The sequence below is a fragment of the Kitasatospora cystarginea genome (assembly GCF_039533515.1).
GTDB classification, from domain to species: Bacteria; Actinomycetota; Actinomycetes; order Streptomycetales; family Streptomycetaceae; genus Kitasatospora; species Kitasatospora cystarginea.
Window position 1 is genome coordinate 385,080 of record NZ_BAAATR010000001.1, and the last position, 12,842, is coordinate 397,921.

11 protein-coding genes are annotated in these 12,842 nt (G+C 70.1%); 5 read left to right on the top strand and 6 right to left on the bottom strand.

Translation table 11 applies throughout. The annotated features are described in order from the left end of the window. Positions 1-61: 61 nt before the first annotated feature. The 5 genes from ABD369_RS01705 to ABD369_RS01725 all read right to left on the bottom strand — a co-directional run bounded on the left by ABD369_RS01705 (position 62) and on the right by ABD369_RS01725 (position 4,114). Complete coding sequence (locus tag ABD369_RS01705) at positions 62-1,141, bottom strand: DUF475 domain-containing protein (RefSeq protein WP_344634338.1); 1,080 nt, start codon at positions 1,139-1,141, stop codon at positions 62-64. A gap of 37 nt (positions 1,142-1,178) precedes the next feature. Further along, complete coding sequence (locus ABD369_RS01710; protein WP_344634339.1) at positions 1,179-1,754, bottom strand: TerD family protein; 576 nt, start codon at positions 1,752-1,754, stop codon at positions 1,179-1,181. A 288-nt stretch (positions 1,755-2,042) separates the two neighbouring features. Beyond that, the gene (locus ABD369_RS01715) at positions 2,043-2,618 is read right to left on the bottom strand and encodes a TerD family protein (RefSeq protein WP_344634340.1); all 576 of its coding nucleotides are present in this window, start codon (positions 2,616-2,618) and stop codon (positions 2,043-2,045) included. Between the two features lie 138 nt (positions 2,619-2,756). Further along, entirely contained in the window at positions 2,757-3,215 is a 459-nt protein-coding gene (locus tag ABD369_RS01720; RefSeq protein WP_344634341.1) for a peroxiredoxin, read from the bottom strand. 461 nt (positions 3,216-3,676) lie between these two features. Continuing rightward, positions 3,677-4,114: a DUF3052 domain-containing protein gene (locus ABD369_RS01725; protein WP_344634342.1), complete on the bottom strand. Its 438-nt coding sequence runs from the start codon at positions 4,112-4,114 to the stop codon at positions 3,677-3,679. A 530-nt stretch (positions 4,115-4,644) separates the two neighbouring features. On the opposite strand from ABD369_RS01725, the gene aceE reads away from it, so the two are divergent. Continuing rightward, the gene (aceE, locus tag ABD369_RS01730; RefSeq protein ID WP_344634343.1) at positions 4,645-7,395 is read left to right on the top strand and encodes a pyruvate dehydrogenase (acetyl-transferring), homodimeric type; all 2,751 of its coding nucleotides are present in this window, start codon (positions 4,645-4,647) and stop codon (positions 7,393-7,395) included. Positions 7,396-7,564: 169 nt separating this feature from the next. Further along, positions 7,565-7,777 carry a hypothetical protein gene (locus tag ABD369_RS01735; protein WP_344634344.1) on the top strand — a complete coding sequence of 71 codons (213 nt, stop codon included), beginning with the start codon at positions 7,565-7,567 and terminating at the stop codon, positions 7,775-7,777. A gap of 251 nt (positions 7,778-8,028) precedes the next feature. On the opposite strand, the gene ABD369_RS01740 is transcribed toward ABD369_RS01735, so the two are convergent. Beyond that, positions 8,029-9,639: an MFS transporter gene (locus ABD369_RS01740; RefSeq protein WP_344634345.1), complete on the bottom strand. Its 1,611-nt coding sequence runs from the start codon at positions 9,637-9,639 to the stop codon at positions 8,029-8,031. Between the two features lie 206 nt (positions 9,640-9,845). Here ABD369_RS01740 and ABD369_RS01745 point away from each other — a divergent pair, with 206 nt between their 5' ends. The 3 genes from ABD369_RS01745 (at position 9,846) to ABD369_RS01755 (ending at position 12,641) form a co-directional block, all read left to right on the top strand. Then, entirely contained in the window at positions 9,846-10,526 is a 681-nt protein-coding gene (locus ABD369_RS01745; RefSeq protein ID WP_344634346.1) for a TetR/AcrR family transcriptional regulator, read from the top strand. Positions 10,527-10,638: 112 nt separating this feature from the next. Beyond that, positions 10,639-11,970 (top strand): sensor histidine kinase, encoded by a 1,332-nt coding sequence (locus tag ABD369_RS01750; RefSeq protein WP_344634347.1) that lies wholly within the window; start codon positions 10,639-10,641, stop codon positions 11,968-11,970. Further along, entirely contained in the window at positions 11,967-12,641 is a 675-nt protein-coding gene (locus ABD369_RS01755) for a response regulator (RefSeq protein WP_344634348.1), read from the top strand. Before ABD369_RS01750 ends, ABD369_RS01755 begins: the two co-directional genes overlap by 4 nt. Positions 12,642-12,842: the final 201 nt, after the last annotated feature.

Genomic DNA, 12,842 nt, shown 5'->3' on the forward strand with positions numbered 1-12,842 from the left:
CTGAACGCGAACGGTCCCCGGAGCAGGGTTCCGGGGACCGTTCGGCGTTCTCGTCGGGGGATCAGCCCGTGGCGCCCTCCAGCGCCTGCTCGCGCCGGTTGCGCAGCATCGAGGAGACCAGTGCGGCACCGATGAAGGCCACACCGATCAGGCCGGTGACGATCTCCGGGATGTGGTACTTGATCGAGGCCAGCAGGATCAGCGCCAGCGCACCGATCGCGTAGTGCGCACCGTGTTCCAGGTAGACGTAGTCGTCCAGGGTGCCCTTGCGGACCAGGAAGACCGTCAGCGAGCGGATGTACATCGCGCCGATGCCCAGACCCAGGGTGATCATGAAGATGTCCTGGGAGATGGCGAAGGCGCCGACCACACCGTCGAAGGAGAACGAGGCGTCCAGCACCTCCAGGTAGAGGAAGAGGAAGAAGGCGGCCTTGCCGCCGACCTGGACCAGCGACTTCCCGCTGCGCTCGGCGGCTTCCTCGGCCTCCTCCTGCTCCTCCAGACCGGACTCGAAGACGCCGGAGAGCCCGCCCACCGCGAGGTAGGTGGCCAGACCCAGCAGACCGGCCAGCAGCACGGTCTCGGCGTGCGCACCGGCGAAGAGGTTGGCCGCCAGCGCGAGGGCCACCAGGGCGATCACCGAGGAGAGCGCCTCCAGCTTGCCGATCTTCTCCAGCGGCCTCTCTATCCAGTTCAGCCAGTTGAACTCCTTCTCCTCCAGCACGAAGTCGAGGAAGATCATCAGCAGGAAGATGCCGCCGAAGGCCGCGATGGCGGGGTTGGCCAGCTCCAGGTACTGGCCGTAGGTGTGACCGTCATGGGTCTTGCCGGAGTCGAGCGCCAACTCCACGACGGTGGCCGGGTTGAGGTGCGCGGTCAACGCGACCACCGCCAGCGGGAAGACCAACCGCATGCCGAAGACAGCGATCAGCACACCGACGGTGAGGAAGATCTTCTGCCAGAACGGGTTCATCCGCTTCAGGACGGTGGCGTTGACGACCGCGTTGTCGAAGGACAGCGAGATCTCCAGGACCGAGAGGATCAGCACGACGCCGAAGCCCTCGGCACCCCAGAGCAGGCCGGCAGCGAGCAGACCGGCGATCGTTATGGCGAATGACCATCCGAATGTACGGAGGAACACGGGTTAGTACCTTTCAAATACTGTATGTAGAGCTGCTTTACTCTACGTTTACGCCGAATTCGAGAGCAATTCCGCGCAGCCCGGACGCGTAACCCTGGCCCACCGCACGGAACTTCCATTCACCCTGGTAGCGGTAGAGCTCACCGAAGATCATCGCCGTCTCGGTGGAGGCGTCCTCGGTCAGGTCGTAGCGGGCGATCTCCTGGTCGTCCGTCATGTTCACCACCCGGATGAACGCGTTGCCGACCTGTCCGAAGTTCTGCATCCGGGCGTCGGCGTCGTAGATCGAGACCGGGAAGACCACCTTGTCGACCTGCGGCGGGACGAGTTCGAGGTTGACCACGACCACCTCGTCGTCGCCCTCGGCACCACCGGTGAGGTTGTCGCCCAGGTGCTCGACCGAACCCTCGGGGCTGCGGAGGTTGTTGTAGAACACGAAGTACTCGTCGCCCATCACCCGGCCGCCGGCGCAGAGCAGGGCGCTGGCGTCCAGGTCGAAGGGCGCACCGGTGGTGGAGCGGGCGTCCCAGCCCAGGCCGATCTGGACCCGCGTCAGGTTCGGCGCGGCCTTGGTCAGCGAGACATTGCCACCCTTGGCGAGCGTGACGCTCATGGCTGTTCTTCCTCCCTAGTCCCCGTTCCCGGGGCTGTGTCCGGCACGCTGCACGGGATTTCGCGCAGCGCACGGGGCCGCCGGCCGGGCGCGTTAAAAGATGTACGCCCTCGCGGCCCGCAGCGGGTGCTCCTGACCCACTGAACTTGCTGAACTCCGGTTCGGTACCGCACGGAGCATCTGACCCGGGAACAGCAAGGGCCGGGGTCGGCGGGAGCGAAACTCCCGCCGACCCCGGCCCCAAGATTATTCACCCGGCTCCCCGCCGGGCACACACCCGAGCCCGGGTCAGACGTTCACCCCGAAGTCCTGGGCGATGCCGCGCAGGCCGGAGGCGTAACCCTGGCCGATGGCACGGAACTTCCACTCCGCGCCGTTGCGGTAGAGCTCGCCGAAGACCATCGCGGTCTCGGTGGAGGCGTCCTCCGAGAGGTCGTAACGGGCGATCTCGGCACCGCCGTTCTGGTTCACCACGCGGATGTAGGCGTTGCGGACCTGACCGAAGTTCTGCTGGCGGGTGTCCGCGTCGTAGATCGAGACCGGGAAGACGATCTTCGCGACGTCGGCCGGGACGGTGGCCAGGTTGACCTTGATCGCCTCGTCGTCGCCCTCGCCCTCACCGGTCAGGTTGTCACCGGTGTGCTCGACCGAACCGTCCGGGCTCTTCAGGTTGTTGAAGAACACGAAGTTGCTGTCCGAGCCGACCTTGCCCGCCTCGTTGCAGAGCAGCGCGCTGGCGTCCAGGTCGAAGTCGGCGCCGGTGGTGGTGCGGACGTCCCAGCCGAGGCCGACGACCACGGCGGTGAGGCCCGGGGCCTCCTTGGTGAGCGAGACATTGCCACCCTTGCTCAGGCTGACACCCACTGGTCCTCCAAGAATCGTGCTTTCTCCGTCAACGGCCCGATCGTAGGACCGGTTCCCGCCCGACGCGGCCATCCGGCCCGGCGCGTCAGCGAACGCGCCGGGCCGGGAGGGCTCGACGGCCCAAGCGGAGCGCTCGTGTCAGAGCGCGTCGATCGCGGCCAGGTACTCCTTGGTGTCCCGGGCGTCCGGCAGGCCGTTGACGATCGACCAGCGCACCACGCCGGTCTTGTCGATCACGAAGGTGCCGCGCACCGCGCAGCCCTTCTCCTCGTCGAAGACGCCGTACGCCTGGGAGACCTCGCCGTGCGGCCAGAAGTCCGACAGCAGCGGGTACTCCAGGCCCTCCTTGTCGCCGAAGACCCGCAGGGTGAACGGCGAGTCGATGGAGACCGCGAGGACCTGCACCGAGTCGTTCTGCAGGCGGGGCAGCTCCTTCTGGATCTCGCACACCTCGCCGGTGCAGACACCGGTGAACGCGAACGGGTAGAAGACCAGGACGACGTTCTTCTCGCCCTGGAAGTCGGAGAGCTTGACCAGCTCGCCGTGCTGGTTCTTCAGCTCGAAGTCCGGAGCCTTGGTGCCGACCTCGATGGCCATGCTGAGACCTTCCTAACCGGATGCCACGGCCCAGACGGCCGCGCGACTACCGGCATCCTTGCATCCGCGCGGCCCGCTTCGGCCGTGCGGGTGGGTGCCGTACCACCACCCGGGCCGGGTTTCGCCCTGGGTGAACAGCACCCCGGATGCCCCCGCGCCGAATGGTGCACCAGCGCCGAGAACGACGGGCGACCGATGAAGGAGGTGGCGCCGGAGCGGGGCCCCTGGCCCCGGCCTTCGACTTGGGGCCGCCGGCCGAGGGCAGGGGGATGGGCACCCCCGCCCGTGGGCGGGCGAGGAGGGCGAGTGTCGACACCGGGCCGGAGCGCCCGGAGGCGAGCGGACCGAATCACCGCCCCGAAAACGGCCGGACCCCGCCGGAGGAAGCTCCGGCGGGGTCCGGGACGCAAGCGGCACCCAGGCCCGGCGCCACGGCCGGTGCCCGCCGCTCGCGGCCGAGGTCAGCGGCGGCCGCTCTTGGCAGCCTTCGGCGAGGCGAGGCGGGTGCCCATCCAGTCCTTGGCCACGCTCACCGAGCTGGTCTGGGAGAGGCCGGCGGTCCGGGCGGCGTCGTTGATCTCGTGCGCCTCGACGTGGCCGTCCCGACCCGTCTTCGGGGTCAGCAGCCAAACCAGGCCGCCCTCCGCCAGGTACTCCAGTGCATCGACGAGGGCGTCGGTGAGATCCCCGTCCTCCTCGCGGTGCCACAGCACGACGCCGTCGGCGACGTCGTCGTAGTCCTCATCGACGAGCTCGGCGCCAGTGATGTCCTCGATGCCCTCGCGGAGCTCCTGGTCACAGTCTTCGTCGTACCCGAGCTCCTGGACGATCTGGCCCTCTTCGAAGCCCAGACGGTGCGCCGGGTTGGACTTGTCCGCGGGGTCCGCGGTCGCGCTCACGGGAATAACCTCCAGTATTCGGCTCGGCATTCATGCCGAGGCTGTGGCCGTAGTCCACACGTGCGCGGCGGTTCGCGCAAGTACCCGCCCCCCGATCCCACCCAAAGGTTGACGTGTCGCGGCGGGACACGCCGTGGAATGTGTCGGTAATCACACCGATTTGCCCTTTTCTGCACCCCCCAGGGATGCTGCGGGCGGGCGGCCGCGCAGGCCGGAAAGCGCCCGGGATGCGAACGCATTTCGGGGTAACCACTCCGGCGGGCGTAGAGTCTCCTGTTGGCCCTCACCCCCGACCGGCCGCCTCCGGGCGGTCGGACATCAAGGTCGGACCACCTCTTCGTAACAACCGGTGGTGCGCGACGGCGGCAGCGATGCCCATGTCACACACCATCCGACCTGACCGCACCAGGGAAAAGCAAGCCCTGGTACGGAATGGTTACCGATCGGTAGAGATGACGGATCTCCGAGTTGCGGTACACGATGGAGGCGGCGCGACACACCTCAGTTACGTCCGACAGTGAAGGAACAGCGTGGCTTCCGGATCCGATCGCAACCCGATCATCATTGGCGGCCTTCCGAGTCAGGTCCCGGACTTCGATCCCGAGGAGACCGCGGAATGGCTTGAGTCGCTTGACGCGGCCATCGACGAGCGGGGGCGCGAGCGTGCCCGCTACCTGATGCTGCGGCTGATCGAGCGCGCCCGCGAGAAGCGTGTCGCCGTGCCCGAGATGCGCAGCACGGACTACGTCAACACCATCGCGACCAAGGACGAGCCGTTCTTCCCCGGCAACGAGGAGATCGAGCGCAAGATCCTGAACGCGACCCGGTGGAACGCGGCCGTGATGGTCTCCCGGGCCCAGCGTCCGGGCATCGGCGTCGGTGGCCACATCGCCACCTTCGCCTCCTCCGCGTCCCTGTACGACGTGGGCTTCAACTACTTCTTCCGGGGCAAGGACGCCGAGGGTGAGTCCGGCGACCAGATCTTCTTCCAGGGTCACGCCTCCCCCGGCATCTACGCTCGCGCCTTCCTGCTGGACCGACTGAGCGAGCAGCAGCTCGACGCCTTCCGCCAGGAGAAGTCGAAGGCCCCGTACGGCCTGTCCAGCTACCCGCACCCGCGGCTGATGCCGGACTTCTGGGAGTTCCCGACCGTCTCGATGGGCCTCGGCCCGCTCGGCGCGATCTACCAGGCGCGGATGAACCGCTACCTGGAGCACCGCGGCATCAAGGACACCTCCGACTCGCAGGTCTACGCCTTCCTCGGCGACGGCGAGATGGACGAGCCGGAGTCGCTCGGCCAGCTGTCGCTCGCCGCGCGCGAGGGCCTGGACAACCTGACCTTCGTGGTCAACTGCAACCTGCAGCGCCTCGACGGCCCGGTCCGCGGCAACGGCAAGATCATCCAGGAGCTGGAGTCGCAGTTCCGCGGCGCCGGCTGGAACGTCATCAAGCTGATCTGGGACCGCACCTGGGACCCGCTGCTGGCCCAGGACCGCGACGGCGTCCTGGTCAACAAGCTGAACTCGACCCCGGACGGCCAGTTCCAGACCTACGCCACCGAGACCGGCGAGTACATCCGCGAGCACTTCTTCGGCGGCGACCTGCGCCTGCGCGCCATGGTCGAGAACATGACCGACCAGCAGATCCAGCACCTGGGTCGCGGCGGCCACGACCACCGGAAGATCTACGCCGCGTTCAAGGCCGCCCGCGAGCACAAGGGCCAGCCGACCGTCATCCTCGCCCAGACCGTCAAGGGCTGGACGCTGGGCCCCAACTTCGAGGGCCGCAACGCCACCCACCAGATGAAGAAGCTGACGGTCGAGGACCTGAAGCGCTTCCGCGACCGGCTGCACCTGCCGATCACCGACAAGCAGCTGGAAGAGGGCTACCCGCCCTACTACCACCCGGGCAAGGACTCCGAGGAGATCCAGTACATGCACGACCGCCGGCGTGAGCTCGGCGGCTACGTGCCGACCCGCAAGGTGCGGCCGCGCCAGCTGGTGCTGCCCGGCGACGACGCCTACAAGGGCGTCAAGAAGGGTTCCGGCAACCAGACCATCGCCACCACCATGGCGTTCGTCCGGGTGCTCAAGGACCTGATGCGCGACAAGGGCATCGGCAACCGCTTCGTGCCGATCGCGCCGGACGAGTACCGCACCTTCGGCATGGACTCGCTCTTCCCGTCCGCCAAGATCTACAACCCGCTCGGCCAGACCTACGAGTCGGTCGACCGCGAGCTGCTGCTGGCGTACAAGGAGTCCCCGACCGGCCAGATGCTGCACGACGGCATCTCCGAGGCCGGCTGCACCGCCTCGCTGATCGCCGCCGGTTCGTCCTACGCCACCCACGGCGAGCCGCTGATCCCGGTCTACGTCTTCTACTCGATGTTCGGGTTCCAGCGCACCGGCGACCAGTTCTGGCAGATGGCCGACCAGCTGGCCCGCGGCTTCGTGATCGGCGCCACCGCCGGCCGCACCACGCTGACCGGTGAGGGTCTCCAGCACGCGGACGGCCACTCGCAGCTGCTCGCCTCGACCAACCCGGGCGTCGTCGCGTACGACCCGGCGTTCGGTTACGAGATCGCGCACATCATGCAGGACGGTCTGCGCCGGATGTACGGCTCCAGCGCCGAGCACCCGCACGGCGAGGACGTCTTCTACTACCTCACCGTGTACAACGAGCCGATCCAGATGCCGGCCGAGCCTGCGGGCGTCGACGTCGACGGCATCCTCAAGGGTCTGTACAAGTACAAGGACGGCGAGGCCGGCCAGATCCCGGCGCAGATCCTCGCCTCCGGTGTCGCGGTGCCGTGGGCCCTGGAGGCCCAGCGCATCCTCGCCGAGGAGTGGAACGTCAAGGCGGACGTCTGGTCGGCGACCTCCTGGAACGAGCTGCGGCGCGACGCGGTCGAGGCCGAGGAGTTCAACCTGCTGCACCCGGAGGAGCCGCAGCGCGTCCCGTACGTGACCGCCAAGCTCCAGGGCGCCGAGGGACCGTTCGTCGCCGTGTCCGACTGGATGCGCGCGGTGCCGGACCAGATCTCGCGCTGGGTGCCGGGCCAGTACCAGTCGCTGGGTGCCGACGGCTTCGGCTTCGCCGACACCCGCGGCGCGGCCCGTCGCTTCTTCCACATCGACGCGCAGTCGGTCGTCCTCAGCGTGCTCACCGAGCTCGCCAAGCAGGGCAAGATCGAGCGTCACGTGCTGAAGGACGCGATCGACCGCTACCAGCTGCTCGACGTGGCCGCGGCCGACCCGGGCGCGGCCGGCGGCGACGCCTGATCCGTACCAGCGGCCCCGAGGGCCGGGCTCCTCTCTGGAGCCCGGCCCTCGGGCGTTTCCTGGCCCTGGCGGCGCGCCCGGGACGCCCGGTAGGCGCAACAGCGGAAGCCCGGCCACCGGGGCGGTTGCAGAATCGTTCCGGGCTCACCCGACGCCGACGGAGGACGCCATGCACGAGGAGATCATCGCCAGAGCGGAGTTCCTGCTCACCGAGCTCCGCCTCTCACCCGGCGAGGCGCAGACACAACTGCGGTACTGGTTCCCGGAGTTGGAACTGGAGGAGCGGGCCAGGTACATCCGCACCGCGGCCCGGCGGGCGACTCCCCCGGGAGGTGGGGAACCGCGTGAGCAGCCGTGCAGCGCAGTGGATTCCTCCGGCTGACCATCCTCGAAAGCGCAAGGGGCGCTGAGCCGAAGGGCGCGCCGGCGCCGACGATGTCGATCTGCGGCTCCGCCGCGGGGACGAGCGACAAGCGAGCGGAGGGGTCTCCCCCGCCCGAAGGCTGGGGGAGACCCCTGCACGCATGACCGGGCCGGTCGCGCGTGCGGTTGGTCAAGCGCACCGCCCCGCGTCCCTGAAGGCGCTCTCCCGGCAGCGGACCGCCGCCGGGGCCAAGCGGGTTGCCGCCGGTGCTAGATGTGCACCGCGGGCCCCGCGTCGTTGCTGCCCCGCTTGGTCAGCAGGCCCAGGAGCGCCGCCGCGAAGGCGATCACCGCGGCGACCCCGAAGGCCATCGACATCCCGCTGACGAAGGAGCTGTGCACCGCCTCCGCCATCGCGTGCACCGCCTGCTCGGGCGTGCCCTGCGGAGCCGGCGGCGCGATGCCGAGCTGGGCGGCCTGCTTGAGCTGCGCCCCCTGCGCGCCCTCGACCGGCGGCAGCCCCGCCTTGGCCCAGTTGCCGGGCAGCGCACTACTGACCTTGGAGGCCATCACCGCGCCGAGCACGGCCGTACCCAGGCTGCCGCCGACCTGCATCGCGGACTGCTGCAGACCGCCTGCCACCCCGGACAGCTCCATCGGGGCGTTGCCGACGATGACCTCGGTGGCGCCGACCATGACCGGGCTGATGCCCAGCCCCATCAGCACGAACCAGAGCGACATGACGCCCGCCCCCGAGTGGGTGTCCAGCGTGGACATCCCGTACATGGCGAGCGTGGTGAGCAGCATGCCCGCGACGATCGGGATCCGCGGTCCGACCTTGCCGATCGCGGCACCGGCCGCCGGCGCGCCGATGATCATCATGCCGGTCATCGGCAGCAGGTGGACACCGGCCTGGACCGGGGTCATCCCGTGCACGTTCTGCAGGTAGAAGGTGACGAAGAAGATCGCGCCGAAGAAGGCGAAGGCCATCAGGATCATCAGCAGCGTGCCCGCCGAGAGCGGCACGGAGCGGAACAGGCTGAGCGGGATCAGCGGCTCCTTGGCACGGGCCTGCCAGAGCGCGAAGAGCACCATGGCGAGCAGCGCGCCGCCGAGGAACAGCAGCGTGCGGGTGTCGCCCCAGCCCCAGCTCGGGGCCTTGATGATGCCCCAGACCAGCGCGAACATCGCCGCCGACAGCAGCACGATGCCGGGGATGTCGAAGGACTTGGCCGCGTTCTCGGCCCGTACGTCGCGCAGGATCCACAGGCCGAGCAGCAGGGCCGCCGCGCCGACCGGGACGTTGATGAAGAAGACCGACTGCCAGCTGACGTGCTCGACCAGCAGGCCGCCGACGATGGGCCCGGCGGCGGTGGAGGCGCCGATCACACCGGCCCAGATGCCGATCGCCATGTTCAGCTTCTCCGCTGGGAAGGCTCCGCGCAGCAGGCCGAGCGCGGCGGGCTGGAGCAGCGCGCCGAACAGGCCCTGCAGCACCCGGAAGGCGATCACCGTCTGGATGCTGCCGGCGAAGCCGATCGCGGCCGAGGTGGCGGCGAAGCCGGTCGCGCCGACCAGGAAGGTCGCCTTGTGGCCGAAGCGGTCGCCGATCTTCCCCGCGGTGATCAGGAAGACCGCGAGTGCCAGCAGGTAGCCGCTGGTGACCCACTGGATGTCGGCGGGCGAGGCGCCGAGGTCGGTCTGGATGACCGGGTTGGCGATGGCGACGACGGTGCCGTCCAGGGCGACCATCATCACGCCGACCGCCACGGTGAGCAGGGTCAGCCACGGATGGCCCTTCAGGCCGTTCCGCTCCCCCGGCGGACCGCTGCGCTGCGGCGGCAGGTCCGCCTTCCCCTTGTTGACGACGGACTGACTCATAACTGGCCCTCCGGAGCCCGAACGACATGGCGAGTGGCGCCCCGGCCCACCCGTCCCCACGGTTGTCCAGCCCGACGGACGCCACTGACTCACGACATTATGGCAGTCGCTGACATTCGGCAAACGGTGACTTGTGCGCATTGATGACATATGTCAGAGCGCTATCGTGGTGATACCGACCACTCCTCCCTCGAAAGGCCCCTCGTATGGCCGCACAGCTCGCCGAAGCGACCACCGACCCCGCCTGCCGGGTCCTCGGGCTCCGTGAGCGGAAGAAGCGGCGTACCAGGGACTCCCTGGTCGAAGCGGCGCACCGGCTCTTCCTCGTCCACGGCTACGGCCGCACCACGGTGGACGAGATCGCCGCCGCCGTGGACGTCTCCCAGCGCACCTTCTTCCGCTACTTCGAGAACAAGGAGCAGGTCGCCCTGGCCGTCATGGCCGACGCCGAGGGCTTCTTCATCGAGTGCCTGCGCCGGCGCCCCGCCGAGGAGGAACCGCTGACGGCCATGCGCGCCGCCATCACCGAGTCCTGGCGCAGCCTCGGCAGCGTGGAGCACGCCGGCCCCGGCAGTGTCACCGCCGCCCTGGAACTGCTCGAACTCATCGAGTCCACGCCCACCCTGCTCGCCGCCCACCTGCGACACACCGCCGAGCAGGAGCGCCAGATCGCCGCCATCCTGGCCGAACGCGAGGGCCTGGACCCGGCCACCGACCTGCGCCCCCGGCTGCTGGCCGCCGTCTTCGGCGCGGTCGTCCGGCTCTCCCACCTCTCCTGGACCACGGACGCCGCCGCCCACCAGGTCGGCCCCGACGGCATGATCGCCACGCTCGAGCGCCACTTCGACCAGCTCGGGCCCGCCCTGTCCGGTTCCTGGCGGCCCTGAGCCCGGCGTCCCGCCGCGCAGGGCCCGGCTCCACGTCATACCCAGGTACTACGCACGGAACAGCTCCTGCGTACGATGCCGGCGCACTCCCCGGCCCCTAGCCTGGGCCGGGATGAAGATCCGACCGCCCGCCAACGTCCTGTCCGACCTGCGCTCGGCCCTGCCCGAGCTGCGCGCGCTCGCGGTCTCCCTCGGGCACGCCCTGATCACCCCGACCGGCGGTGCCGAGCCGCTGCTCGGCGGCTCCCGCCACCGCTGGGTGCGCAGCCTGCCGTACGTGATCGCGGGCGCACTCAACGCGGCCCTGATCCCGACCGGCACCGTCCATCTGCACACCTCGTACGAACTGCCGGTCCCGACCGCGGCGGCGCTGGTGGTCGCCCAGACCGCGCCGCTGCTGGTGGCGGTCACCCGACCACTGGCCGTCTGGTGGGTGGTGTTCCCGGCCTCCGTCGCCGGGGCCGTGCTGACTCTGGACACCCCGCACGGCGCGGGCCCCTGGCCCTGGTCGGTGACCACGCTGATCGGCTACCTGTTCCTGATGCTGGCGCTGGCCGTGCGGGAGAGCGGGCGGACCCTGCTCGCCGTCTGGATGGCCACCGGGCTGGCCACCGCCGGGGCGGGAGCGGCCTTCACCCGGTCCGGGGACGCCGGCGCCCCGCTGCCGATCGTGCTCAGCGGTGCCGTGCTGCTGCTCGGCTGGAGTCTGCGCGGACGTGGCGAGGCGAGGCGGTTGCTCGCCGAGCAGGAGCAGATCAGCGAGGCCGAACGCGGACGGCGCACGCTGCTGGAGGAACGCGCCAGGATCGCCCGCGAGCTGCACGACGTGGTGGCGCACCACATGTCGGTGATCACCGTCCAGGCGGACAGCGCGCCGTACCGGATCGGCGGCCTGCCGGCCGAGGCCGTCGAGGAGTTCGGCACCATCGCCGCCGCCGCCCGCAGCTCGCTGACCGAGATGCGCCGGCTGCTCGGCGTGCTGCGCAGCGAGGAGAGCGCCGCGGACCGCACCCCGCAGCCCGGTCTGGACCAGGTTCCCGAACTGGTCGACACGGTCGCCCAGGCCGGCGTCCGGGCCGAGCTGGCCGTCACCGAGGAGGTCCACGCCCTGGGCGAACTGCCGCAGGCGGTCGGCCTGTCCACGTACCGGATCGTCCAGGAGGCGCTGGCCAACGTGGTCCGCCACGCGCCCCGCGCCCAGGTCTGGGTCTCGATCGCCGCCGAGGACGAGGCCCTGCGGATCACCGTGGTCGACACCGGCCCGCCGGGCGGGCAGGACCGCACGGGCATCGAGTCCTCCGAGGGCACCGGGCACGGGCTGGTGGGAATGCGTGAACGCGTGCGGCTGCTCGGTGGCAGGCTGGACACCGGACCGCTGCCCGACGGCGGATTCCGCGTGGCCGCCGTCCTGCCCGTCAACCAGCCCGAGGAGCCCAGCACATGACCATCCGCGTAGTCATCGTCGACGACCAGGCGATGGTCCGGGCCGGATTCGCGGCGCTGCTGGGCGCGCAGAGCGACATCGACGTGGTCGGCGACGCCGCCGACGGCAGGCAGGCACTGGAGGTCAGCGGGCGCACCCACCCCGATGTGGTGCTGATGGACGTCCGGATGCCCGAGATGGACGGCCTGGAGGCGGCCCGCCGGCTGCTCGACCCCCCGGTCGGGGTCGTCCACCGCCCCAAGGTGCTGATGCTGACCACCTTCGACGTCGACGACTACGTGTACGAGGCGCTGCGCGCCGGGGCCAGCGGCTTCCTGCTCAAGGACGCCCCGCCCGCCGACCTGATCTCCGCCGTCCGGGTCGTCGCGGCCGGCGAGGCCCTGCTGGCCCCCTCGGTCACCCGCCGGCTGATCGAGGACTTCGCCCGCACCCGGCCCGCGCCCCGCCGCGACCCCCGGCTGCGCCTGGGCGGCCTCACCCCGCGCGAGACCGAAGTGCTCGAACTGATCGCCCGCGGCCTCTCCAACCAGCAGATCGCCGACCGCCTGATCGTCGCCGAACAGACCGTCAAGACCCACATCGGCCGCATCCTGGCCAAGCTCGACCTCCGCGACCGCGCCCAGGCCGTGGTCCTCGCCTACGAGTCCGGCCTGGTCACCCCGGGCCAGTAACGGACTCCGCCGCGGCGGGTCGGCCGTCTCCGGTCCGCCGCCCTGACCCCGTGCGCCGTGCGCACGGGGTCGCTCATCCGCGTCCCGGACGCCCAGGCCCGCCCCGGCCCCGCCGCCGGGCGCCTCCCTCTCCCGTGCCCGTGACGCGCGGACGAAACCGCGGGAGTGGCACCTCCCCATCCCCAGCAGGCGTACCCCTGG